Source organism: Cyanobium sp. PCC 7001, assembly GCF_000155635.1.
GTDB lineage: Bacteria > Cyanobacteriota > Cyanobacteriia > PCC-6307 > Cyanobiaceae > NIES-981.
Genome location: NZ_DS990556.1, coordinates 666734 through 690225 on the forward strand (window position 1 = coordinate 666734; position 23492 = coordinate 690225).

The 23492-nt window shown below is 71.2% G+C and carries 26 protein-coding genes and 1 tRNA gene; 15 read left to right on the forward strand and 12 right to left on the reverse strand.

The window, feature by feature from the left end; genetic code table 11:
- Positions 1–150: 150 nt before the first annotated feature.
- The gene (trpD, locus tag CPCC7001_RS03245) at positions 151–1188 is read right to left on the reverse strand and encodes an anthranilate phosphoribosyltransferase (RefSeq protein WP_083782562.1); all 1038 of its coding nucleotides are present in this window, start codon (positions 1186–1188) and stop codon (positions 151–153) included.
- A gap of 250 nt (positions 1189–1438) precedes the next feature.
- Complete coding sequence (locus tag CPCC7001_RS03250) at positions 1439–1780, reverse strand: DUF3288 family protein (protein ID WP_006910304.1); 342 nt, start codon at positions 1778–1780, stop codon at positions 1439–1441.
- Positions 1781–1880: 100 nt separating this feature from the next.
- On the opposite strand from CPCC7001_RS03250, the gene CPCC7001_RS03255 reads away from it, so the two are divergent.
- The 3 genes from CPCC7001_RS03255 (at position 1881) to msrA (ending at position 4914) form a co-directional block, all read left to right on the forward strand.
- Complete coding sequence (locus CPCC7001_RS03255) at positions 1881–3656, forward strand: ABC transporter ATP-binding protein (RefSeq protein ID WP_006909205.1); 1776 nt, start codon at positions 1881–1883, stop codon at positions 3654–3656.
- A 181-nt stretch (positions 3657–3837) separates the two neighbouring features.
- A complete protein-coding gene (locus CPCC7001_RS03260; protein ID WP_006910694.1) occupies positions 3838–4125 on the forward strand; it encodes a hypothetical protein in 288 nt (95 codons plus the stop codon).
- Positions 4126–4209: 84 nt separating this feature from the next.
- A complete protein-coding gene (gene msrA / locus CPCC7001_RS03265) occupies positions 4210–4914 on the forward strand; it encodes a peptide-methionine (S)-S-oxide reductase MsrA (RefSeq protein ID WP_006911559.1) in 705 nt (234 codons plus the stop codon).
- Here msrA and CPCC7001_RS03270 read toward each other — a convergent pair.
- Positions 4904–6610, reverse strand: a complete 1707-nt coding sequence (locus tag CPCC7001_RS03270) for a potassium/proton antiporter (RefSeq protein ID WP_156796662.1) — start codon at positions 6608–6610, stop codon at positions 4904–4906. The two genes, msrA and CPCC7001_RS03270, sit on opposite strands and share 11 nt — an antisense overlap.
- Positions 6611–6823: 213 nt before the next feature.
- Here CPCC7001_RS03270 and CPCC7001_RS03275 point away from each other — a divergent pair, with 213 nt between their 5' ends.
- The 4 genes from CPCC7001_RS03275 (at position 6824) to CPCC7001_RS03290 (ending at position 7785) form a co-directional block, all read left to right on the forward strand.
- Positions 6824–7120, forward strand: a complete 297-nt coding sequence (locus CPCC7001_RS03275) for a hypothetical protein (protein ID WP_006911803.1) — start codon at positions 6824–6826, stop codon at positions 7118–7120.
- A gap of 34 nt (positions 7121–7154) precedes the next feature.
- Positions 7155–7352, forward strand: a complete 198-nt coding sequence (locus tag CPCC7001_RS03280) for a hypothetical protein (RefSeq protein ID WP_006909432.1) — start codon at positions 7155–7157, stop codon at positions 7350–7352.
- Entirely contained in the window at positions 7349–7696 is a 348-nt protein-coding gene (locus CPCC7001_RS03285) for a hypothetical protein (protein ID WP_006909377.1), read from the forward strand. Before CPCC7001_RS03280 ends, CPCC7001_RS03285 begins: the two co-directional genes overlap by 4 nt.
- 15 nt (positions 7697–7711) lie before the next feature.
- Positions 7712–7785, forward strand: a tRNA-Pro gene (locus CPCC7001_RS03290).
- A 52-nt stretch (positions 7786–7837) separates the two neighbouring features.
- Here CPCC7001_RS03290 and CPCC7001_RS15985 read toward each other — a convergent pair.
- Positions 7838–8278, reverse strand: a complete 441-nt coding sequence (locus CPCC7001_RS15985) for a hypothetical protein (protein ID WP_006909839.1) — start codon at positions 8276–8278, stop codon at positions 7838–7840.
- Positions 8279–8321: 43 nt separating this feature from the next.
- Complete coding sequence (locus CPCC7001_RS03300; RefSeq protein WP_006909062.1) at positions 8322–9200, reverse strand: 3'-5' exonuclease; 879 nt, start codon at positions 9198–9200, stop codon at positions 8322–8324.
- A gap of 92 nt (positions 9201–9292) precedes the next feature.
- Here CPCC7001_RS03300 and CPCC7001_RS03305 point away from each other — a divergent pair, with 92 nt between their 5' ends.
- Together CPCC7001_RS03305 and CPCC7001_RS03310 are read left to right on the forward strand one after the other, a co-directional pair.
- Positions 9293–9751, forward strand: coding sequence for a peroxiredoxin (locus tag CPCC7001_RS03305; RefSeq protein ID WP_006909988.1), 459 nt, complete (start codon positions 9293–9295; stop codon positions 9749–9751).
- Positions 9752–9782: 31 nt separating this feature from the next.
- On the forward strand, positions 9783–10526 hold the full coding sequence (locus CPCC7001_RS03310; RefSeq protein WP_006910519.1) for a DUF1350 family protein: 744 nt from the start codon (positions 9783–9785) through the stop codon (positions 10524–10526).
- A gap of 15 nt (positions 10527–10541) precedes the next feature.
- On the opposite strand, the gene CPCC7001_RS03315 is transcribed toward CPCC7001_RS03310, so the two are convergent.
- Together CPCC7001_RS03315 and acs are read right to left on the reverse strand one after the other, a co-directional pair.
- Positions 10542–11168 (reverse strand): hypothetical protein, encoded by a 627-nt coding sequence (locus CPCC7001_RS03315; RefSeq protein ID WP_006910913.1) that lies wholly within the window; start codon positions 11166–11168, stop codon positions 10542–10544.
- Between the two features lie 5 nt (positions 11169–11173).
- Complete coding sequence (gene acs / locus CPCC7001_RS03320) at positions 11174–13141, reverse strand: acetate--CoA ligase (protein ID WP_006909127.1); 1968 nt, start codon at positions 13139–13141, stop codon at positions 11174–11176.
- Positions 13142–13242: 101 nt separating this feature from the next.
- On the opposite strand from acs, the gene CPCC7001_RS03325 reads away from it, so the two are divergent.
- Positions 13243–13644, forward strand: a complete 402-nt coding sequence (locus tag CPCC7001_RS03325; RefSeq protein WP_225867161.1) for a hypothetical protein — start codon at positions 13243–13245, stop codon at positions 13642–13644.
- Positions 13645–13729: 85 nt separating this feature from the next.
- The gene (locus tag CPCC7001_RS03330; RefSeq protein WP_006910977.1) at positions 13730–14371 is read left to right on the forward strand and encodes an HAD family phosphatase; all 642 of its coding nucleotides are present in this window, start codon (positions 13730–13732) and stop codon (positions 14369–14371) included.
- A gap of 20 nt (positions 14372–14391) precedes the next feature.
- Here the strand turns inward: CPCC7001_RS03330 and sds are convergent, their stop codons facing one another.
- The 5 genes from sds to CPCC7001_RS03355 form a co-directional block, all read right to left on the reverse strand.
- Positions 14392–15363: a solanesyl diphosphate synthase gene (gene sds / locus CPCC7001_RS03335; protein ID WP_006909717.1), complete on the reverse strand. Its 972-nt coding sequence runs from the start codon at positions 15361–15363 to the stop codon at positions 14392–14394.
- A 23-nt stretch (positions 15364–15386) separates the two neighbouring features.
- Positions 15387–16211: a glutamate racemase gene (gene murI / locus CPCC7001_RS03340; RefSeq protein WP_006910826.1), complete on the reverse strand. Its 825-nt coding sequence runs from the start codon at positions 16209–16211 to the stop codon at positions 15387–15389.
- Entirely contained in the window at positions 16211–17287 is a 1077-nt protein-coding gene (locus CPCC7001_RS03345) for an N-acetylmuramoyl-L-alanine amidase (RefSeq protein WP_006910563.1), read from the reverse strand. Before CPCC7001_RS03345 ends, murI begins: the two co-directional genes overlap by 1 nt.
- Before the next feature lie 34 nt (positions 17288–17321).
- Complete coding sequence (locus tag CPCC7001_RS03350) at positions 17322–18140, reverse strand: carbon-nitrogen hydrolase family protein (protein WP_006911267.1); 819 nt, start codon at positions 18138–18140, stop codon at positions 17322–17324.
- A 71-nt stretch (positions 18141–18211) separates the two neighbouring features.
- Entirely contained in the window at positions 18212–18967 is a 756-nt protein-coding gene (locus CPCC7001_RS03355) for a 2-phosphosulfolactate phosphatase family protein (protein ID WP_043368564.1), read from the reverse strand.
- 203 nt (positions 18968–19170) lie between these two features.
- Here CPCC7001_RS03355 and CPCC7001_RS03360 point away from each other — a divergent pair, with 203 nt between their 5' ends.
- From CPCC7001_RS03360 to CPCC7001_RS03375, 4 genes are read left to right on the forward strand one after another with little or no spacing between them, the layout of a single operon-like run.
- Positions 19171–20757, forward strand: a complete 1587-nt coding sequence (locus tag CPCC7001_RS03360) for a UbiD family decarboxylase (protein ID WP_006909720.1) — start codon at positions 19171–19173, stop codon at positions 20755–20757.
- Between the two features lie 23 nt (positions 20758–20780).
- Positions 20781–21215, forward strand: a complete 435-nt coding sequence (locus CPCC7001_RS03365; RefSeq protein ID WP_006909956.1) for an Rrf2 family transcriptional regulator — start codon at positions 20781–20783, stop codon at positions 21213–21215.
- A gap of 43 nt (positions 21216–21258) precedes the next feature.
- Positions 21259–22584: a 3-phosphoshikimate 1-carboxyvinyltransferase gene (aroA, locus tag CPCC7001_RS03370; RefSeq protein WP_006911787.1), complete on the forward strand. Its 1326-nt coding sequence runs from the start codon at positions 21259–21261 to the stop codon at positions 22582–22584.
- Positions 22559–23488 (forward strand): tRNA (5-methylaminomethyl-2-thiouridine)(34)-methyltransferase MnmD, encoded by a 930-nt coding sequence (locus tag CPCC7001_RS03375; RefSeq protein WP_006911359.1) that lies wholly within the window; start codon positions 22559–22561, stop codon positions 23486–23488. The genes aroA and CPCC7001_RS03375 overlap by 26 nt, the downstream gene beginning before the upstream one ends.
- The last annotated feature ends 4 nt before the right edge of the window (positions 23489–23492 follow it).

Sequence of the window (23492 nt, forward strand, 5' to 3'; positions counted from 1 at the left end):
GGAGAGCGGCTGGAGAGGACGCAGTCACGTTGACGAAGGGAGACGGAGCTGACGGAGCGTGCCGGCGCGCGGCAGGCCGTGCGTCGATCATCCCCCGTGGCGACGCGGCTGCCGGTGTGAACGATCACCGAGCGGACACCGCCGCCGTCCTCAGGCCGGTGCCAGGGCTTCCCTCAAGGCCAGCAGCCGCTCCCAGGCCGTCCCATCCGCCATCGCCTGGCGGGCCGGCTCGCAACCCTCGGCCGGACTGTCCACCACGCCGGCCGCCCACAGCACCAGGGCCGCGTTGAGCGCCACCACATCCTGCTGCGGCTGGGTGCCCCGGCCCTGCAGCACCGCCTCGAGAATGGCCTGGTTGGTGGCCAGATCCCCTCCGGCCAGTGCGCTCACGGGAGCGGGCGCCATGCCGAGGCTGGCGGGGTCCAGGCTGTCCGGGCGTACCTGGCCGTTCTCCACCAGCCGCAGCGCGTTCACCCCAGCCAGGGAGGCCTCATCCAGGCCGCCGGCCCCATGCACCACCACGGCACGGCGCAACCCGAGGCGGGCCAGGGCTCCGGCCATGGGGTCCAGCAGCTCGGGCCGCGCCACGCCCAGCACCTGGGCGGCGGGCCGCAGCGGATTCACCAGAGGGCCCAGCAGGTTGAACACCGTGCGCACGCCCAGACTGCGCCGCAGCGGTGCCAGGCCCACCAGCGCCGGATGCCACCCCGGGGCGAACAGAAAGGTCACCCCCGCTGCCGGCAGCGCCGCCAGCACCTGCTCCTGGGGGGCCTGCAGATGAACGCCCAGGGCCTCGAGCACGTCAGCGGAGCCGACCCGGCCGCTGGCGCTGCGGTTGCCGTGCTTGGCCACCGCCACGCCGCAGGCTGCGGCCACGAAGGCCACCGCCGTGGAGATGTTGAAGCTGTCGGCGCCGTCACCCCCGGTGCCGCAGGTGTCCACCAGCTCGATGGGGGGCAGGGCCGTCGCCTCCAGGGCGCAGGCCTGACGCAGCACGGCCGCCATGGCGGCCAGCTCCTCGGCCCCCACCCCCTTGGCCCGCAGGGCCGCCAGCAGGGCACCGGTGAGCACCGGGGGAATCTCCTCCGCCAGCCAGCCCCGCATCAGCGCGTCCGCCTCCGCCGCCGACAGGTCACGCCCCTGCAGCAGGGTCTCCAGCAGGGCCGGCCAGGTCAGAGCGGGAGCCATCGGCGTGGAGGAAGCCATCGGCGCAGGCAAGCAGCAGCGGCAGGCATTCTGCTCTGGAGACACTGCCGCCACTGGCCCCGTTACCACCGGAGGGGCAAGGATGGGGACAAGAATCGGGCAAGAAAAAAGCCCGGGTGCAAGGCACGCCGGGCCGGGTGATGGGGACCCTTCCACTATCACCCGAACCGGGGCGCTGCGTCGTTAAGAAGACAACGGCGATGGGCGTGCCATGACGGTTCAAGCTGCTTGCTCAACCCTCCTGGGAGGCGGTGTCGAACCCTGAGCCCACGGCTTCCGAGGCTGCGGGAGCGGGCCTGTAGCCCTGAGCCCAGATGGCACGGGTGCGGGCGTGGAGGGCGTCGCGATCGAGCTGCCAGAACCGCAGGGTCTTGGCCAGATCGTCCTGGATGTCGTGGGCGCCGGGAAATCCTTCGTAACGCATCAGCAGGCGCGCGGCATCCACCAGATCGGCGTCCGTCGGTGGGTCGGCGGCCAGCAGCCGATCCACCACCGCCCGGTCCTGGGCCTGGAGCGGATGGCTCTGGAGGGGCGCACCATCGGCGCCGGGCTGGGATGGGGCAGACGGGGGCATGGAGCACGATGGCGGCGAAGGGGTGCGGAAGGGGCCAGTGGGATGGGGGCGGTTCGGCCCGCCGTAATCTCTAGGTTGGGCCCACGTTCGTGATGGCCGCGTGGCCGCCTTCCGGCTCGATCTGATCCGACGCTATCTGCGACCCCACCGGCGCACGGTGCTGTTGGGCGTCGCGGCGCTGGTGGTGGTGAACCTGCTGAGCGTCAGCATCCCCCTGCTGGTGCGGCGGGTGATCGACGACCTCCAGGACGGCTTCTCCCTGCGGGATGTGCTGCTGCAGGCGGCCCTGATCATGGGCCTGGCCACCGCGATGGGTGCCGTGCGGCTGCTGTCGCGGCTGCTGGTGTTCGGCGTGGGTCGCCAGGTGGAGGCCGACCTCAAGCAGACCATCTTCGATCACCTGCTGCTGCAGGAACCCGGCTGGGTGCAGACCGCCGGCAGCGGCGAGGTGATCAGCCGCGCCACCAGCGACGTGGAGAACGTGCGGCGGCTGCTGGGCTTCGCCGTGCTCAGCCTCACCAACACGGCCCTGGCCTACAGCCTCACCCTGCCGGCGATGCTGTCGATCGATCCCTGGCTCAGCCTGGCGGCCGTGGGGCTCTACCCACTGATGCTGATCACGGTGCGGCTGTTCGGCGGCCGCATGATGCGGCAGCAGCGGCGCCAGCAGGAGGCGCTGGCGGGCCTCAGCGACCTGATCCAGGAGGATCTCTCCGGCATCAGCGCCATCAAGATCTACGGCCAGGAGGCCACCGAGCAGGAGGCCTTCGCCGGGCGCAACCGCCGCTACCGCGATGCCGCCCTCGGACTGGCTCGCACCCGCAGCACCCTCTTCCCGCTGCTGGAGGGCATCTCCTCGATCAGCCTGCTGCTGCTGCTGGCCCTGGGCAGCGGCCAGCTGGAGAGCGGCCGGCTCACCATCGGCGATCTGGTGGCCCTGATCCTGTTCGTGGAACGGCTGGTGTTTCCCACCGCCTTGCTCGGCTTCACCCTCAACACCTTCCAGACGGGCCAGGTGAGCCTGGAGCGGATCGAGGAGCTGCTGCGGCGCCAGCCGCTGATCACCTCCCCGGCCCAGCCCCAGCCTCTGCGGCAGCGGGGCAGGGGCGCCCTCGAGGCCCGGGGCCTGACGGTGCGCTACCCGGAGGCTCCGCGTCCCGCGCTGGTGGATGTGAGCTTCAGGCTCGAGCCCGGTGAACTGGTGGCCGTGGTGGGTCCGGTGGGCTGTGGCAAGACCACCCTGGCCCGGGCCATCGGCCGCATGGTGGACGTGGCACCGAACGAGCTCTGGCTCGACGGGGTGGACATCACCCGGCTGAGCCTGGAGGACCTTCGCGGCCAGGTGGCGCTCGTTCCCCAGGAGGGCTACCTGTTCACGGCCACCCTTGCCGACAACCTGCGCTACGGCGAGCCGGATGCGCCCATGCAGGCCGTCGAGACGGCGGCGCGGGAGGCCCGGCTGGAAGCGGACGTCAAGGGCTTTCCGGACGGTTACCGCACCCTGGTGGGGGAGCGCGGCATCACCCTCAGCGGAGGCCAGCGGCAGCGCACCGCCCTCGGCCGGGCCCTCCTGGTGGAGGCCCCGCTGCTGGTGCTCGACGACGCCCTGGCCAGCGTGGACAACACCACCGCGGCCCAGATCCTGCGCACCATCCGCAGCCAGGGCCAGCAGCAGGAAGGATCCAGGCCGGGCCGCACCATCCTGATGATCAGTCACCAGCTCTCGGCGGCCGCCGCCTGCGATCGGATCCTGGTGCTTGAGGCCGGGCGTCTGGTGCAGGAAGGCGACCACGAGACGCTGCTGGCGATGCCAGGCACCTACCGGCGGCTCTGGGCCAGGGAGCAGGCCACCGAACAACTGCGGGCGGCGGGCTGAGCGGACGGCGGGCTGAGCGGGCGGCGGCTGGTGCCCGGCGCGCCTTGTGCATCGGCGTGAGTCCACCACCGTGTCTCAACAGTTGTTGAGCAACAGAGCCAGGGGAGCTGCCGCTGGCTTGAGTGGTAGCGGCAGCTGACCATCATCGCGCCCGCCGCCGGCCCCTCCCCCGCAGCCTTCCATGTCGTCCGCCACCACCGTGGAGCCCAGGGTCTCGACCCAGGCCTACAACCTGCGCTGCACCCTCACGTTCGGAGACATCTACGGGCAGATCCTGATCTGGATGCTGGTGATCTTCGCCAGCCTCGCCGCGGGCCTGGCGTTGATGGGGGCCAGCAAGCCGATCGTGGCCCTGGTGGGCGTGGGTCTGATCCTGGTGCTGTCCCTGCCCTTCCTGCTGTTCGCGTTCACCACCACGCTGCTCAACCACATCGCCCTGGAACCGAACACCGGCACGCCACCGCTCTGACAGCCCTGATCGGGCGGATCGGTCGGGATTCCCGGCGCCAGAAGCCAGGGGCATGCTGCCTAGGGTGAAGGCTGATGCGTGACTGTGGTGTTCGGACTGTTCCAGAAGCCGGCGACAGCGTCGGGAGAGCGGCTCCACGCTGTGCTGGGAACCCCCATCGATGCCCCCGTCACCGCCGCCCAGTCCGACGTGCTGTTCGGCTGCGGCTGTTTCTGGGGGGCCGAGAAGGGGTTCTGGCGCCTGCCGGGGGTGGTGAGCACGGCCGTGGGTTACGCCGGCGGCGCGCTGGAGGATCCCAGCTACCAGCAGGTGTGCTCAGGCCGCACGGGCCATGCCGAGGTGGTGCGGGTGGTGTGGGACCGCCAGAGCGTCGGTTTCGCCGATCTGCTCAAGCTCTTCTGGGAATGCCATGACCCCACCCAGGGCGACCGGCAGGGCAACGACAGGGGATCGCAGTACCGCTCCGCCATCTACGTGAGCAGCGACCAGGATCGGGTGCTGGCCGAGACCAGCCGGGAGGCCTACCAGGGCCTGCTGAGCGCGGCCGGCCACGGCTCGATCACCACCGAGATCCGCCGCGGCGTTCGCTTCTGGTCGGCCGAGACGTACCACCAGCAGTACCTGGCCAAGCCCGGCAGCCGTCCCTACTGCTCGGCCCAGCCCACCGGCGTGGAGCTCAGCGACTTCCCCGGCTGTGACTACAAACTGCCGGCGTCCGTCTGGCAGCAGTACGACTGGTCCATCCCCCACTGCGTGCTGCGGGGAGACAACGCACCGATCAGCGTCTGACCCGCACCAACTCCCGATCCGCACCGGCCTCGATGGTGAGGCCTCCCAGCACCACGGCACCGGGCGGTTGGGCGGCCGCGAGCAGTGAGCCCAGGCTGGATTCGGCCATCACCTTCGGCAGCGGCGGATCCATCGGCAACCCGAGGAACCGGTGCAGCTGCTCCACCGTGGTGGAGGCTCTGAAGGCCAGTTGCAGATCGTCTGGCAGGGAGGGAACTGCAGCAGCCTCGAGCGCGGGTGACGGATCCGGATCGAACAGGCGATCGATCAGGGGCTGAAGGCTGGTGCGCATGGCCATGAACACGTGATCGCCGGGCAGCAGCACCGTGCCGCCACGGGGCATCACCACCTGCTTCCCCCGCAGGATCAGGGTCACCAGCACCCCATCGGGAAGGACCAGCTGGCGCAGAGACCTGCGGGCCACCAGTGCCGTGGGTTTCACCGTGTAGTCCACGATCTCGCCATCGACCTGGCGCAGCGCGTTGATCTCCACGGTGAGGGCCGGGGTGGGGTCGGCCGGACGGCCGATACCCAGGGCACGGGCCACGAGCGGCAGGGACCAGCCCTGGGTGATCGCCGAAAGGAGCACCACGAAGAACACGGCGTTGAAGATCAGCTGGCTCTGGGGGATGCCCGCCATCAAGGGGAAGGTGGCCAGGGTGATCGGCACCGCCCCCTTGAGGCCCACCCAGGAGAGAAACACCAGTTCCCGGCGCCGGTAGCGGAAGGGCAGCGCCGCCACGGCCACGGACAGGGGCCGGGCCACCAGGATGAGCACCAGGGCGATCAGCAGTCCGGCCCAGGCCACGCTGAGCAGCCGGCTGGGGAAGCTCAGCAGACCGAGCATCACGAACAGCACGATCTGCCCCAACCAGGCGATGGCATCGTGAAAGGCGAGGATGCCCGGCCGGAACACCAGCGAGCTGCTGCCGATCACCATTCCGGCCAGATACACCGCCAGAAAGCCGCTGCCCCCCAGCACGGACGCCAGACCGAAGGCCACCAGTCCGAAGCCGAGCGCCAGCAGCGGATAGAGGCCGGGGTAGTCGAGGTTGATGCGGTTGACGGCTCGGGCCGCCAGCACGCCCACGGCGGCCCCGCACAGGCTGCCCACGCCGAACTGGGCCAGAAACAGCAGCAGCAGGGCCTGGGCCGAATCCGCCTCGCCGCTGATCACGCCGATCAGGCCGATGGTGAGGAAGATCGCCATCGGATCGTTCGAGCCGCTCTCCACCTCGAGCGTGGCGGTGAGCTTCTCGGGCAGCTTCAGTCCACTGGTGCGGAGCATGGAGAACACCGCTGCCGCATCGGTGGAACCCACGATGCTGCCCAGCAGCAGCCCCTGCAGGATGGGCATCCCCAGCACCCAGGCCGCTGCCAGCCCCGTGATCAGGGAGGTGAGCAGCACACCCAGGGTGGAGAGCGCCAGCGCCGGCCGCCAGACCCGGCGCGCCGAGGCCGGCGAGGTGCGCAGTCCGCCGTCGAACAGGATCAGGGCGAGGGCCACGCTGCCCACGTTGTTCGCCAGCGGGTAATCCTCGAAGGGAATGCCGCCCAGTCCTTCGGAGCCGGCCACCATGCCCAGCCCGAGGAACAGCACCAGCACGGGCACCCCCAGCCGCGCCGAGAATTTGCTGGAGGCGATGCCCAGCAGCAGCAACACCCCGCCCAGCAGCACCGAGGCCTGTATCGACACCTGCTCGCTGGCGGGGATGGTCCAGAGAATGCCGCAGGGAGACGCTGCGGGGCCATGGCCCTGCGGCGTCCGTTCTGGATCCGGAGATCCCGATCGCGGTATACCTGCGGCATCCGCGGCGATCCCTGCGGTTCCTAGCGTGTCCTGGCGTGGCGCCCACACTTCGCCGCGCGTCCGGCCACAGCTCCCGTCTCTCGCCCCGCCTCCTGCCCCATGTCTCCGCTGCTGCTGGTTCTGGCGCTGATGGCCCAGGCGTCGCCCTGGTGGGAGAACTACGACACCACCGAGAGCTTCCTCTGCCCCAACCGCGGCCGGGTGCTGCTGGAGCGCAACGACTCCCAGGCCTCGCTGATCAGCGGCGGCTACCGCAGCACCTATTTCCGGGAACCCTCCCAGCTTCCGGGGATCCGCTACCGCAACCAGGGCCGCAGCCTGATCCTCAAGGGCGACATCCTCACCCTCGAGCAGCTGCCCAGCCGGATCCAGTGCACCCGCACCGAGCGGGTGTGACCCACACTGGGTGCCGACGTCCTCAGCCACGTCCATGACTCCCCTGCCCGACCGCGTGGTGATCGTGGCTCTGCTGGCCACCGTGGGCCTGTGTTTCGCCCTGGTGTTCTGGACCGTGAAGCTCCACCCCCGGCAGGAGCTGCCGATGCAGTGGAAGGACGCTCCCTCCGTCCGCCTCGACGGCCGGCCGTTCCCATCGCCGGCCACCACCCGAGCGCTGACCGTGACGTGACCGATCCTCCGCAGGCACCCCAGGAACCGAGCGAGCGCCAGCTCCACCCCCTGCCCACGGGACTGGTGGAGCTCTACGGGCTTCTGGCCGTGCTGTTCGTGCTCGTGCCCGAGTGGATGGCCGGTGGTCTGATGCTCGGGCTCCAGGGCCGTCAGCAGCGTCAGCTGCTGGCACCGGCGGCCGTGGCCTGGCAGCGTCTGCCGGAACTGCGGCTGGCCAGCATGTCCCTGGCGGAGCTGCGCCTGCTGGCCCGCAGGCTGCGCCTATGCGGCTATGCGGGGATGGCGCGGGAGCGGCTGGCGGCCCGGCTGCTGCGCCGGCTCAGACGCCGCAAAGCGTTGTGATAGCTTCTGTTCCGCCGGGGCGTAGCGCAGCTTGGTAGCGCACCACTTTGGGGTAGTGGGGGTCGTGGGTTCAAATCCCGCCGCTCCGATTTCACCGGCCTGACGGTTCCCTGATCCCCAGACTCCTCCAGGGGCGCGGGTTCAGGGTTCATGCTGTCGATCAGCCGGCTCAGTGCCGGTTGGCTCGATCACCGTTGCCGACCCAGTGCACGGGCCGCCGCCCTCCCGTTCAGCCCCCTCCGCCGTGAACCCGACGGGCAGGGCGGACGTGATCAGTCGGGTGCTGACCCGGAAGCCCTCCAGCCAGCGGTTCACCTGGTGCCGCAGGGTCGCGGGAACCTCGCGGTGGAGCTGTCCCAGTTCCTGGGCCGCGATGCGCCTCAGGGCGCGCACATCCACCCGCCAGAGCGCCTCGGCCTCCCGGATCAGCCGGGCCCAGCTGCGGCTCACCTGCCAGCGGCCGAGTTGTCGCCGCGGCGAGCGGGGCTCGGGGTGGCGGTTGGAATGAACGGTGCTGGCGATGGCATCACGGCCCGGATGCTCCCAGGCTGATGACGTTGCCGCGTGGCGAGGGGAATCCACCGGAGGCCTTCATCCACTGGAAGGAAATCCGTGGCCCAGGCCCTCAGGCCGCCCGTTGGGATGGCTCCACGGGCACCACGGGAAAGGGAAGGGCCGAAACCTCCCTGGCGCTCAGCCGCCGGCTCCAGGCCCCGGGCACCGGATCGTTCCAGCGGAAGCCGGCCTGCTTGGCCTTGTGCCGCTCGGCGTAGGAGAGCTGGGCCCGGAACAGTCGGCGCGGTTCGCGGGCGACCACCAACAAGGCCTCCAGCTCCTCGCAGCGCTGCAACACCTGCGCCAGGTAGATGCAGTCGGTGAGGGCCCGATGGGCCGCCCAGACGGGCACGCCATAGGCCAGGGCCAGATCGCGCACGGAGGGGTTGGGCCGCAGTCCCCGTTCCGCCGGCCAGCGGATGTCCTCCATCGAGCAGATCCAGGGCGCCCCGAGGGCGGGCAGCTCCCCGCGGCCGAACCACTGGCGATCGAAGGCCGCGTTGTGGGCCAGCACCGCGTCGGCGTCAGCGGCCATCGCCTCGAAACAGCTCAGTCCCTGGCGCCAGGGCTGGGGCAGGCGCGTGGTGGCGGCGGCGATGCCGTTGATGGCCTCGGCCGGGTTCTCCCGCACCGGCAGCAGAAAGGAGATCTGGCTCAGCACGGCGCGGCTGGGCACGTGAAACAGGATCGCGCCCACTTCCAGGCAGTGGTCCTGCTCCGGATCGAGACCGGTGGTCTCGGTGTCGAGGATGAGCAGCGTCTGCGGCAGGGGTTCCGGGCCTGCGGGTGCGGGGGTCGGGGAGACCACGGGCACGGGGGGAGCGGAGGGGTCTGTGGTCTCGGCCGCAGCGACGGTGGGCGCATCCGCTGCCGGGGTGGAGAGCATCAGGCCGCTCAGCAGATCCTGCTGCTGCCAGGAGCCGCTGGGTTGCGCAGGGGAGCCGCTCATCGACGGAAGGGAGGCTGACCCCATCGTCCCAGCTGCGGCAACCGGCAGGCTGGTGCCGCTGCCTAGGGTTCGCACAATCACCTGCCAACCGCATGGGTCTTGCCGTGGGCGACCGCGCCCCCCTGATCGCTCTGGCCGACCAGAGCGGCACCGAACGCCGCAGTGACCAGCTGGGCGGCCGAGCGCTGGTGCTCTTCTTCTACCCGAAGGACGACACCCCGGGCTGCACCATGGAGGCCTGCGCCTTCCGCGACAGCTTTTCGGATCTCCAGGCTCTCGGCGCCGAGGTATGGGGCGTGAGCGGTGACGATGCCGCCAGCCACCAGCGCTTCGCCCAGCGTCACAACCTGCCCTTTCCCCTGCTGGTGGATCGGGGCAATGCCCTGCGCAAGGCCTTCGGTGTGCCCAGCGTGCTGGGGCTGCTGCCAGGACGGGTCACCTACGTGATCGACGGGGAGGGGGTGATCCGCCACGTGTTCAACAACCTGCTCGATGGCGCCGCCCACCGCCGGGAGGCGCTCGACGCCCTGCGGGCGCTCCAGGCCGCTTGAGGGCTGACGGGGTGGCCATGACGGGGTGGCGATGACCGGCTGGCGTCAGCGGGGCGAGATCTGGACCCTTGAGCCGGTGGAGACCCCCCGCGGGCTGATCGAATTCATCGGCGGCAGCTACCTGGCCGCCACGCCCCAGCTCAGCTATCGGCGCTTCCTGGAGGCCCTGGCCGGCCGCGGCTGGCGGGTGCATGCCTGGAGCTACGTGCCGGGTTTCGATCACCAGGCCCAGGCCAACACAGCCTGGCGCCAGTTCCGGCAGCTGCGGGAACTCGAGCCCGTGCCGGTGGGTGCGCCTCGGCAGCACCTGCTGCGCCTGGGCCACAGCCTCGGCTGCAAGCTGCATCTGCTCGCCCCCGATGGCGGTCGCCGCTGTGATGGCCTCGCCGCCCTCAGCTTCAACAACTTCTCGGCGGAGCGCTCCATTCCCTTCCTGGCGGAGATCGGCCAGCAGCTGCGTTTCCGCAGCGAATTCAGCCCCTCGCCGGAGCAGACGCTGGAGCAGATCGCCGGCAGCTACCTCCAGCCCCGCAACCTGCTGGTGCGGTTCAGCCGTGACGGCATCGACCAGAGCGGCCGGCTGATCGGCGTGCTGCAGGGCCGGGCGGAGGACGCCTCAACGCTGCTGGAGCTGCCGGGTGATCACCTCACCCCGGCCAGCGGCGCCCTGCGCAAGCAGCTGCTGGGCGAATGGGCCGACGACCCGGGGCGGCAGCGGCGCATGGAGCGGCTGGCGGAGCAGATCAGCGTCTGGGGATCGAGGCAGGCGGATTGATCGGCAGGCCTGCTGTCACTCCAGGGACTTGGGCTGCAGCGGTCCGTGGCGTTGCTCGAAGGCCTTCACCATGGCTTCGCTGCCGGACCCCCAGCGCGCCACGCTCTGCATCGCCTCGGTGAAGGGCACATCGAGCAGGTGCACGCGGCTGGCATCCACTACGTACACCGCTCCGGCAAAGGGCGTCGGAATGGAAGGCACGAACACCGTGAAGCGGCCATCCTCGAACTCCTCGATCACGAACGCAGGCAGCAGGCCCTCATCGCTCTCGAAGAAGGCCGGCTTCCACACGTTCTCCTCGCTGTAGCCCAGCATCTGCTGGAACAGGCTGCGGAACAGCGAATAGCCCGGAATGCGGTCATACAGGCGGCGTTCCAGCCGCTGGTGCAGCGCATGCCCCGCCGGCGTGGCCACCAGGAAACCCACCAGCAGGCAGACCCCTGCCAGCAACAGCAGCGAGAGCACCTTCTCCACCGGCAGGGAATCCGGCACCAACACCGCCACCGGCTGCACCAGGCCGGAGACGGCCTTCATGGCCTTCACCACCAGCAGAAAGCTGAGGTAGGCGGGCACCACGATCAGCAGCCCCCGGAAGAAGCTGGTCAGCAGCGAGGCCTGCAGGCGGCGCACCTTGCGGCCCATGGGCGTCACACCCGCAGCTGATCGAGCACGGAGCGGTCCTCCAGGGTGGAGGTGTCGCCGCTCACCTCCTGGCCCGCCGCCAGGGAGCGAAGGATCCGGCGCATGATCTTGCCGCTGCGCGTCTTGGGCAGGGCATCGCTGAAGTGAATCAGATCGGGCCGGGCGATCGGGCCGATCTCCTGGCCCACATGGCGGCGCAGCTCAGCGGCCAGGCTGTCGTCCCCGTCACGCCCCCCCTCCAGGGTCACGAAGGCCACGATCCCCTCGCCCTTGAGGTCATCGGGCCGGCCCACCACAGCGGCCTCCGCCACGGCGGGATGGCTCACCAGGGCGGATTCGATCTCCATGGTGCCGAGCCGGTGGCCGGACACGTTGATCACGTCATCCACCCGGCCCATTACCCAGAAATAGCCGTCGGCATCGCGGCGGGCACCGTCGCCGGCGAAGTAGAGCCAGCTGCCATCGGCCGGGCGGATGTGCTCCCAGTAGCTGCGGCGGAACCGCTCGGGATCGCCATGGACCGTGCGCATCATGCCGGGCCAGGGGCGGCGCACCGCCAGGTAGCCACCGGCGTCGGCAGGCTGGGAGCGGCCCTCCAGATCCACGATGTCGGCGGCGATGCCCGGCAGCGGCAGGGTGCAGGAGCCCGGCTTGGTGGGGGTGGCCCCGGGCAGGGGACTGATCATCACGCCGCCGGTCTCGGTCTGCCACCAGGTGTCCACCACCGGGCAGCGGTCAGCGCCGATCACATCCCGGTACCACATCCAGGCCTCCGGGTTGATCGGCTCCCCCACGGTGCCGAGGATCCGCAGAGTGGACATGTCGTACCGGTCGGGAACCTCCCGCCCGCTCTTCATGAAGGCGCGAATCGCCGTGGGCGCCGTGTAGAAGATGCTCACCCGGTGCTTCTGGATCACCTCCCAGAAGGCCCCCGGCTTGGATGGCCGGGGGGCCCCCTCGTACATCACGGTGGTGGCACCGTTCGAGAGCGGTCCGTACACGATGTAGCTGTGGCCGGTGATCCAGCCCACATCGGCGGTGCACCAGTGCACGTCGTCCTCGCGGATGTCGAAGATCCACTGGAAGGTGAGGTGGGCCCAGAGGTTGTAGCCGGCGGTGGTGTGCACCACCCCCTTGGGCTTGCCGGTGGAGCCGGAGGTGTAGAGCACGAAGAGGCGGTCCTCGCTCTGCATCGGTTCGGCCGGGCACTCGGCGCTCTGGCCGTCCACGAGCTCGTGCCACCAGCGGTCACGGCCGTCCGCCATGGTGCAGTCCTGCTCGGTGCGCCGCACCACCAGCACGTGCTCCACGCTGGGGGCGGAGCCGCCGGCCAGGGCCGCATCCACCGCCGGCTTGAGCGACACGGCCTTGTCCTTGCGGAAGCCGCCGTCGGCAGTGATCACGAGCTTCGCTTCGCCGTCGATCAGGCGGTCGCGCAGCGCCTCGGCCGAGAAACCGCCGAACACCACCGAGTGGGGGGCACCGATGCGGGCGCAGGCCAGCATGGCAATGGCGGCCTCCGGCACCATCGGCATGTAGAGCGCCACCAGATCACCCTTGCCGATGCCGAGGGCCTTGAGGGCGTTGGCGGCACGGCACACCGCCGCGTGCAGCTCGCGGTAGGTGAAGTGGCGCGTGTCGCCCGGCTCCCCTTCCCAGATCAGGGCCGTCTTGTCGGCGCGGGGGCCGTCGAGGTGGCGATCGAGGCAGTTGACGCTGAGGTTGGTGGTGCCCCCCTCGAACCAGCGCGCAAAGGGCGGGTTGCTCCAGTCGAGCACGGTGTGAAAGGGCGTGAACCAGTGCAGGTGTTCACGGGCCTGCGCACCCCAGAACCCATCGGGGTCGGCCGCTGCCGCCTCCGCCAGTGCACGGTAGGCCTCCATGCTGCCGATGCGGGCCGAGGCCGCCAGGTCCGCCGGCGGTGCGAACACGCGCTCCTCCTGAAGCACGGATTCGATCGTGGCGTCAGGCATCGTGGGTCGGTCGGCGACCGCTCCATTGTGATCGGAGACCCTTCCCCGAGACCGCTCACCGCTCAGGCTGAAACCATCCCGGGCTCCCTTCGGACTCCCTGATGGCCCCCTCGCACCAGCCTCCTGGGCGGGTCCCGGGGGAGGCCTTCTCCACCGCCCATAACCGCCCCATGCCGGGCCGCCGCTGGTGGTTCTGGTACCTGCACCGCAGCAAGAGGGTGTGGTTCCGGATCGCCCCCACTGCCGTGGGTTCGCTCCAACCCTGCTTCCGCTACGACGGCCGCCCGATCCTGCACACCTCGCAGCGCAGGGCCTGGCTGCAACGCAGGCCACCGGGTTCACCGCAGCCGGTGGTGTGGGGGGACCGGGTGGGCAGCGGCTTCGGGGCAGGTCCGGCCGGCACCTCGCTGTACCTGCAGCTCTGGACCCGCTGGACCTGGCTCCACCCCGAAGCCTGCGGACGGCCGGAGCGCTTCAGCGTGGAATGGCCGCGGACGGAATGACCCCAGGGAGGGCCGGGCTGCACCACGGGCCGTGCAGCCAGGTGATTCCGTGCCGGCGAGACCTTCGGACTGAGAGGATCGCGGCATGTCTCTGCCTCTGGCCTGTCTATTCGATCTGGATGGTCTCCTGCTGGACACCGAGCCCCTGCAGGGGCAGGCCTGGCGGGAGGCGGCGCGCCGGTTCGGCGCGGAGCTCACCGACGCCCAGCTCCAGAGCCTGCGGGGCCGCCGGCGCCTGGACTGCGCCCGCAGCGTGCAGGCCCTGCTGCCGGGGCGGGTGAGCCTGGAGGAGCTGCTGGCAGTGCGGGAGCCGATCGCCAACCGGCTGCTGCCCGGGGCCGCCCCGATCGCCGGCGCCCCCGAGCTGCTGCAGCGCTGCCAGCGGCTCCGGATCCCCATGGCCCTCGCCACCAGCAGTGCGGCGGCGGCGGTGGCGGTGAAGTGCGCCCCCCACCCCTGGCTGGAGGCGATCACGGTGCGGGTGATGGGCGACGACCCCGAGCTGCAGCGGGGCAAGCCTGACCCCGGCATCTTTCTGCTGGCCCTCAGGCGCCTGGGGGTGGCTCCCGAGCACGCCTGGGCCTTCGAGGATTCGATCGCGGGCAGCCATGCCGCGGTGGCGGCCGGCTGCCGGGTGTGGGTGCTGGCCCCTGCCGACGCCGAGCGGAGCCTCTACCCGCCAGGGGTGGAGTGGCTGGCGTCGCTCCATGCGGTGCCGCTCCCCTGAGGAGTGGCCAGTGCGTCGCGTCAGTAGAGGCGGCTGAGCACGAAATCCGGCAGGGCCCGCAGCGCACTGCGGGGCTCGGAGGGCTGCAGCCACTCCAGGGCTTCGGCGGCTTCCCGGGTGAACTGTTCGGCCAGCGCCCGCGAGCGGGGGATGGCATCGCAGCCGCGCACCAGCTCGAGGGCCTGCTCGAGGTCGCCCTCCTCGGAGAATTCCCGCTCGATCAGGCCGGCCAGGGCCGGGCGCTCCTGCAGGGCGTAGAGCGCAGGGGCGGTGAGGTAGCCGGAGGCCAGGTCGCTGGCGGCGGGTTTGCCGAGCTGCTGGTCGCTGCCGGTGAAGTCGAGGATGTCATCCACCACCTGGAAGGCCAGGCCCAGCTGGCGGCCGAAGCGATAGAGGTCATCGAGCCGTGGCGCCGGCAGACCCGAGAGCACGCCGGCGGCCCGGGCGCTGTTGGCGATCAACGAGGCCGTCTTGCAGTAGCTCTTCTCGAGGTAGGTCTCGAAGCTCTGGGTGGTGTCGTAGCGGAACAGCCCCTGCTTCACCTCGCCGTCGGCCAGATCCATGATCACGCGGCTGAGCAGCTTGACCACATCGAGGTCGTCGAGGTTGGCCAGGTGCCAGCTGGCCTGGGCGAAAAGGAAGTCGCCGGCGAGCACGGCCACCCGGTGGTTGAAGCGGCTGTGCACCGTGTCGACGCCGCGCCGGGTGGCGGCCTCGTCCACCACGTCGTCGTGCACCAGCGAGGCGGTGTGGATCATCTCCGTGATCTCCGCCAGGCGCCGGTGCCGCGGGGTGAGTTCCCCGTCCGGGGCCACGGCGCGGGAGAGCAGCAGCACGATGCCGGGGCGCAGCCGCTTGCCACCGGCTGCAAAGAGGTGCTCGGCGGCGGCCTGAAGGATGGGGTGGCCCGCTCCGATCAGGCTGCGCAGATCGGCCAGGAGGGTATCGAGATCCGCCTCGACCGGATGGAGCAGCTCTGCAACCGTTGCCACAACACCTCCGTCGTGGCTTGATCCTAGAAGGCTCCAGCGGTGGACCGCAGCTCGACGCGCTCGACGCTGGGGCGGTGGCCCAGCCAGTCCTCGGCCCCGGTGGCGAAGCTGTCCGGACAGCCGGTGACGCAGAGCCGGGAGCGCTGCACGGCCGGCACGACCGACTCCCCCTGACGCTCCACCTCCGGCGCTTCGCCGAGGCTGCCGAGCAGGGGGCCCAGCCGCTCGGCGGCGGCTTCGGCCGGATCCACCAGCACCACGCCTGCGGGCAGCAGTTCGGTGAGCAGGGGGCGCAGCAGGGGGTAGTGGGTGCAGCCGAGCACCACCGTGTCCACCGCCGCTGCCAGCAGCGGGGCGATGTACGCCAGGGCCGCCCGGCGCAGTTCAGGGGAGAAGCGGTGTCCCGCCTCGATCAGGGGCACGAACTCCGGGCAACCCACCTCGATCACCAGGGCGTCCGGTCGGCTGGCATGGATCGCCCGGCGGTAGGCGCCGCTCCGGGCCGTGGCGGGCGTGGCCAGCACGCCCACCCGGTCGCTGCTGATCACGCTGGCCACGCTGTCGATCAGACCGAGCACGGGCACGCCCGCTTCGGCCACCGCCACGTCCAGGGCCAGCGCGTTGGAGGTGTTGCAGGCCATCAGCAGCACACCCACCCCCTGCCAGCGGAGCCATCGCACCACCTCCGCCGCGATGGCGCGGATCTCATCGGGGCTGCGGGTGCCGTAGGGAACGCGGGCCGTGTCGCCCAGGTAGAGGCAGGGGGAGTGGGGATAGAGCTGGTTCACCTTGCGCAGCACGGTGAGCCCGCCCAGACCGCTGTCGAACAGGCCCAGAAGCAGGGTCATCAACGCCCCCCCAGGTACTGGAGGATGCCAGTGGCCAGGGCCAGGGCGAGGCGGCGGCGATGGGCGGGATCGGCCAGCCGCGGCGCGTCGAGGGCGCCGGTGACGAAGCCCATCTCCACCAGGGCGGAGGGCATCACCGTGCGGCGGATCACGAAGAAGCGGCCCTGTTTCACGCCCCGATTGGGCGAGCCCGGCGACACCGCCAGCATCTGGCCCTGGAGGGAGCCGGCCAGGCGGCGGGACAAGCCACTGGAGAAGTAGAAGGTTTCGATTCCGTTCACATCGGGGCGGGCCATGCTCAGGGCGTTGGCGTGCACGCTCACGAACACGTCGGCGCCGACGCGGTTGGCCAGGGCCACCCGGGGTGGCAGGTCCACGTCCACCTCGGACGTGCGGGTCATCACCACATTGACGCCGCGGGCCTGCAGCAGCCGCGCCACCTGCAGCGACACATCCAGCACCACGTCGGTCTCGCGCAGGCCGCGGATGCCCACGGCGCCGGGGTCAGGCCCTCCGTGGCCTGGGTCGATCACCACCCTGAACCGTCCCCGCGGCACCACAGGCAGGCCGTCGGCCGAGAGCGGGGTGCTGGCGGTGGGGAAGCTGGCAGGGGGGACGGAGACCACCGCCGTGCCGTCGAGGTCCCCCTCCCCGAGGCCCAACACCACCACCCGCTTCAGCCCCTTGAACTCCAGCTTCCAGCGGTCGGGGGAGGTGCCCACCAGGCGCAGGTCGGCGGGATCGAGGTCGGTGCCGGGCCTGAACTCCACCACGATGCGAGTGGTGGTAGGCGTGGGCTTGCCGATCCGCACCTCCCGCACCTCGCCGCTGCCCCGGATGGAGCGGGTGCGGGAGGGTGCGCCGGGGAGATCGACCCAAACCCGCGGTCCCTGAAGCCGGGAGCCGTCCTCGAAGAACGCCTCCGGCCGCACGTTGGGGCTGGTGCGCAGCTCCAGCGCCCCCTCTCGGGTGAGGCGCCAGGCCGCCAGGCTCGAGGCCCAGGCCGGCAGGTCGGCCAGCAGCAGGGCCAGCACCAGCAGGCCGCGTATCACGTTCCAGGGATGCCTGCGGGTCATGGGCGGCCGGGGTGACGTTGGCTTGGAACGGGGCTCAGAACAGGGCCGGCCGGCGGTGCTGCAGGCTCGGCATCTGGGCCCGCACCCGTTCGCCATGGCGGGGGTCGATCGGGGCGACCGCCAGCCCCGGGGCATCGCCGGCATCAGCCAGCACCGTGCCCCAGGGATCGATCACGAGGGCATGGCCGTGGCTCTGGCGGCGCCCGTAGTGATGGCCCGTCTGGGCCGGGGCCACCACATAGGCCGTGTTCTCGATCGCCCGGGCCTGCAGCAGCACCTGCCAGTGGTCCTTGCCGGTGAAGGCGGTGAAGGCCGCAGGCACCATGAGCACATCGGCACCGGCGGCGGCCAGGTGGCGGTAGAGCTCAGGGAAGCGGACGTCGTAACAGATGGACAGTCCGATGCGGCCCAGGCCGGGCACCTCCACCACCGGCGGCAGCACCTCACCGGGCCGCACCGTGGCCGACTCCCGGTAGGTGTTGCCGTCGGGGAGGTCCACATCGAAGAGGTGGATCTTGTCGTAGCGGGCCAGCAGCTGTCCCTCGGTGCTCACCAGCTCGGCCCGGTTGAGGGTCTGCCCCTCGCCCGAGGGCACCGGAAAGCCGCCGCCGAGCAGCGTCACCTGGTAGCGGCGCGCCATCGTCACCAGGAACGTGCTGCAGCGTTTCGCCAGGGCAGGGGCCAGCTCCAGACGCAGCTCGTCCTCCCCCATGAAAGCGAAGTTCTCGGGCAGTCCCACCAGCTCGGCGCCGCGGCGGGACGCCAGCTCGATCTGCTCCTCGGCGGCGGCGAAATTGGCATCCGGATCCGGCGTGCTGGTGAGCTGCACCGCTGCCGCCAGAAAACTGCTCACCTGGTGACAAAAACGAACCGCCGCACTGTAGGGGTGCTGCCAAGGGCGATCCCTCCAGACCGGCAGGGGGCTCAACTGGCCCGCAACACTCCCGGCGTGTCCTGGATCGGCACGATGCCGAGGCTGTCCACGGCGCTGCAGCAGGCGAAGTCGCCGTCATGGTTGCCGAGGCCGCTGAGCCGCTGGCCGTGGCTGGCGGCGCGGAGGCAGGTCTCGGTGTCGGTGTGCCACTGCTGCCAGAGGGCCAGGGCCGCGAGCATCTCGTCGTTGCCGAAGGTCACGCCCTGGTGGGGAGCCACCGCGAGCTCCGTGGCGGCCGACGCCACGGCACCGGCCGCCAGGCTGTCTTCGAGGGAGTAGTCGCCTTCCCAGCCGCTGCCCACGATCCACACCCGCTCCACGCCGGACTCCACCAGGCGCCGCGCCACGGCCGTGCGGTTCGGCAGGCAGGCCGTGAGCAGAAGGGGCACCGGACGCACGGCCTGGAGCGATCGGGTGCCGTTGGTGGTGCTCATGAAGATGCGCTTGCCCTGCACCAGCTCGGGGGTCACCGCCAGGGGGGAGTTGCCCAGGTCGTAGCCCTCCACACGCTGGCCGCCCCGCTCGCCGGCCCGCAGGGTGCGCTCGGGGGGCCAGGCGGCGGCGGCGGCATTCAGCGCGGCCAGGTCGGCGAAGGCCTCGATCGCCTCCGCCCCGTTCTGCAGCGCCCAGGCGATGGTGGTGGTGGCCCGCAGCACATCGATCACGACGGCAGCGTCCGGCCCACCCTCCGCCACGGGCCCCACGGGAGGCACGCACTCGGAGGTGTGGAAGTAGGAGATCTGCACGACGGACGCCGAAGGTTGGGCCTCACAGTAGGAATCTCCCTGCTCTGGCCGGATCGCAGCCGCTGGAACCCGTGGCCGCAACGCAGCGGACCGCCTGGCTGCGGCACAGTGCGCTTCAACCGGGGGATCCGGCTCCGGCCCAGGGGCCGCAGACCTCGCCACGGCACCAGCCCCGCCTCCTCCCCGCTCCCTGCCCCGCGTCCATGACCGCCACCGAGGCCGTTCCCGTGACCCGCCGTCGCCTCCGCCGCGATCTGCGCGGCTTCCTGGAGCTGCTGGAGAGCCGGGGCCAGCTGCGGCGGATCCAGGCATCGGTGGACCCCGACCTGGAGCTGGCGGCGATCGCCGACCGGGTGCTCAGCTGCGGCGGTCCGGCCCTGCTGTTCGAGAACGTGATCGGCAGCACCATGCCGGTGGCGATCAACCTGCTCGGCACCCAGGAGCGGGTGCTGTGGAGCATGGGCATGGAGGAGCCGGCGCAGCTGGAGGCCCTGGGGGAGCGGCTGGCGCTGCTTCAGCAACCCCGGCCGCCCAAGGGAGCCAGGGAGGCAGTGCGCTTCGGTTCGGTGCTGCTGGATGTGCTCAGGGCCCGGCCCGATCTCGACCTCACGCCCCCCTGCCATCAGCAGGTGTTCAAGGGGGAGCGCGTGAACCTCGATGCCCTGCCGCTGCTCCGCCCCTGGCCTGGGGATGGGGGCCGGATCATCACCCTGGGGCTGGTCATCACCAAGGACCCGGAGACCGGCACCCCCAACGTGGGGGTGTACCGGCTGCAGCAGCAGTCGGTGAACACCATGACGGTGCACTGGCTGAGCGTGCGCGGCGGCGCCCGCCATCTGCGCAAGGCAGCGGCCCTGGGCAAGACGCTCGAGATCGCCATCGCCATCGGCGTGCATCCCCTGCTGGTGATGGCAGCCGCCACGCCGATCCCGGTGCAGCTGAGCGAATGGCTGTTCGCGGGCATCTACGCCGGCGAGGGGGTGCGGCTGGCCAAGTGCCGCACGGTGGACCTGGAAGTGCCCAGCCACAGCGAAGTGGTGCTGGAGGGCACGATCACCCCGGGCGAGGAGCTGGCCGACGGGCCCTTCGGCGACCACATGGGCTTCTACGGCGGCGTGGAGCCCTCGCCGCTGGTGCGCATCCAGTGCGTCACCCAGCGCCGTGAGCCCATCTACTTCACCACCTTCAGCGGCCGGCCCCCCAAGGAGGACGCCATGCTCGCGATCGCCCTCAACCGCATCTACACCCCGATCCTGCGCCACCAGATCCCGGAGATCGTGGATTTCTTCCTGCCGATGGAAGGGCTCAGCTACAAGCTGGCGGTGATCGCCATCGACAAGGCCTACCCGGGTCAGGCCAAGCGCGCGGCGATGGCCTTCTGGAGCGCCCTGCCCCAGTTCACCTATACGAAGTTCGTGGTGGTGGTGGACCGCAGCATCAACATCCGCGATCCGCGCCAGGTGATCTGGGCGATCAGCGCCCTGGTGGATCCCCAGCGCGACCTGTTCGTGCTGGCCGACACCCCCTTCGACAGCCTCGACTTCGCCAGCGAGCGGCTCGGGCTGGGCGGCCGTCTGGCCATCGACGCCACCACCAAGGTGGGCCCCGAGCGGCGCCATCCCTGGGGCGACCCCCTCAGCCGGCCGGCGGAGCTGGAGGCCCGCCTGGACGCCCGCTGGGAGGAGCTGGGGCTCGCTGACGTGGGACTGGAAGCACCGGATCCCGCTCTTTTCGGCTACACCCTGGAGCACGTGCTCGAACGTCTGACGCGCTGTGCGGCCCAGGCCTGAGCCGCCCGCCTCTCCTGCCCGCCATGCTGGCCAAGAGCACCACGGATGGGATCAGGGCCCTGCTGGAGCTGGCCACCGTTCCCGAACGCTGGCGCAGTGGCCCTGAGCTCGCGGCGGCCCAGCAGCTACCGGAGCCCATGCTGGAGCAGCTCCTGCTGCGCCTGCGCCGCGCCGGGGTGGTGGTGGCCCGCCGCGGTCGGCTGGGCGGCTACCGCCTGGCGCGCCCGGCGGCCGAGATCCGCCTGGCCACGGTGATCGCCGCCCTGCAGGCTCCAAAGCACCAACGGAATCCGGGGCTGGCGGCCTCCGCGGCCGAGCAGGTGACCCAGGCCCTCGAGGCTCGATTGGAGCGGGCGGTGGGCCGGGCCCTGGAGGAGCTGAGTCTCGAGGAGCTGCTGTTCGATCTGCGCAGCGCCGAGGCCTGCCGCGACGGCGATGCCGGCCTGCTGCTGGGGTAGGGCGGAGCGCTCCATAGGATCCCCGCACCGCAGAGCCTCCGCCGTGGCCCAGCCCAGCAGCAGCAGCGCCCCGCTCCCCCTGCCGGCCGGCGGCAGCCTGCGGGGCCGGGTACAGGTACCTGGCGACAAGTCGATCTCCCACCGGGCGCTGCTGTTCGGCGCGATCGCCTGCGGTGAAACCCGGATCGAGGGGTTGCTGCCCGCCGAAGACCCCCTCAGCACCGCCGCCTGCCTGCGGGCCATGGGGGTGGAGGTGTCCCCCATCGCCGCGGGCGCGGTGGTGCGGGTGCAGGGCGTGGGCCTCGATGGGCTGCAGGAGCCGGGTGACGTGCTCGACTGCGGCAACTCCGGCACCACCATGCGGCTGATGCTCGGCCTGCTGGCGGGCAGGGCCGGGCGCCATTTCGTGCTGAGTGGCGATGCCTCCCTGCGGGGACGGCCGATGCGGCGGGTGGGGGCGCCGCTGGCCCGCATGGGCGCTGTGGTTCATGGCCGCAAGGACGGCAACTTCGCCCCCCTGGCGGTGCTGGGCCAGGCGCTGCGGGGCACCACCGTGCGGACCCCGGTGGCCTCCGCCCAGGTGAAGAGCGCCCTGCTGCTGGCAGCCCTCACGGCCGAGGGGCCCACCACCGTGATCGAGCCGTCCCAGAGCCGCGACCACAGTGAGCGCATGCTGCGGGCCTTCGGTGCCTCCCTGGTGGTGGACGGCCCGGGCAACACCTGCGTGACGGTGCAACCGGGTGCCCCGCTTCAGGGCCAGAGCGTGGTGGTGCCCGGGGACATCAGCTCCGCCGCCTTCTGGCTGGTGGCCGGAGCGATCACGCCGGGGGCCGATCTCACCGTGGAGAACGTGGGCCTCAACCCCAGCCGCACAGGCATCCTGGAGGTGCTGGAGCAGATGGGGGCCAGGCTCACGGTGCTGAATCGCCGTGATGTGGCCGGAGAGCCCGTGGGCGACCTGCGGGTGCAGCATGGCCCGCTGCAGGCCTTCAGCATCGGCGGCGAGCTGATCCCCCGCCTGGTGGATGAGATCCCGGTGCTGGCCGTGGCGGCCTGCTGCGCCGAGGGCACCAGCCGCATCCACGATGCGGCGGAACTGCGGGTGAAGGAGACCGATCGGCTGGCGGTGATGGCACGCCAGCTCGGGGCCATGGGGGCCCGGATCGAGGAGTACGAGGACGGCATGGCCGTGGAGGGGGCCGGGGCGCTGCGTGGCGCGGAGCTCGACAGCGAAACCGACCACCGGGTGGCCATGAGCCTGGCCGTGGCCGCCCGCATCGCCCGGGGCGACAGCCTGCTGCACCGCCATCAGGCCGCGGCGGTGTCCTACCCCGGCTTCTGGGATGACCTCCAGCGCCTCTCCGCTTAGGCCCAGGGTCGGAGCCGATGGCAGCTTCAGCCTCTTCAGCGAGGCCTTCGGCGAGGGCTTCCACAGCGCCGAGGGAGCGCTGCGGGAAGCCCGGCTCACCTACGTGCGGCCTGCGGAACTCCAGCGCCTCGCTCCCGGCGGCGAACTGCGGGTGCTGGATGTGGGGGTGGGGCTGGGCTACAACAGCGCGGCCCTGATCGAGGCGGCCAGCGGCCGCGGGCTCACCCTGCAGTGGCTGGGGCTGGAACTGGATCGGCGGCCCCTGGCCCTGGCGCTGGAGCAACCGGGATTCCAGGCCCAGTGGCAGCCCTCCACCCTGGGCCTGCTGCGGCAGATTCTGGAGACAGGCCAATGGTCGGCCGGATTCGGGCAGGGCCGGCTGCTCTGGGGCGATGCCCGCCAGCAGCTCCCCACGCTCGAGGTGGCGGGGCATGGCTGCTGGGACCTCATCCTGCTGGATGCGTTCTCGCCCCGGCGCTGCCCGCAACTGTGGAGCCAGGAGTTCCTGCAGCGTCTGGCCGGGCTGCTGGCCCCCCGTGGACGGCTGCTGACCTACTGCTCCGCAGCGGCGGTGCGGAGCAGCCTCCAGGCCGCTGGTCTGGCGCTGGCCGCCATCCGCGTGGCCGATGACGGTGCTGCCACCTGGAGCGGGGGCACGGCCGCCAGTCCCTCGCCGCTGCTGCCCTCCCCGGCGCTGCGTTCGCTCTCTGCCATGGAACGGGACCACCTCGGCACCAGAGCCGCCGAGCCCTATCGGGATCCCACCGGCACGGCGACGGCGGAGCAGATCCTGGCCGCTCGCCAGCGGGCCCAGGCCAGCGGAGCGCGGGGGAGCACCAGTGCCTGGCGCCGGCGCTGGGGGCTGCCGGAGCGGGGACCGGGTCGACCCGGGCGGGCCACGTAGATTC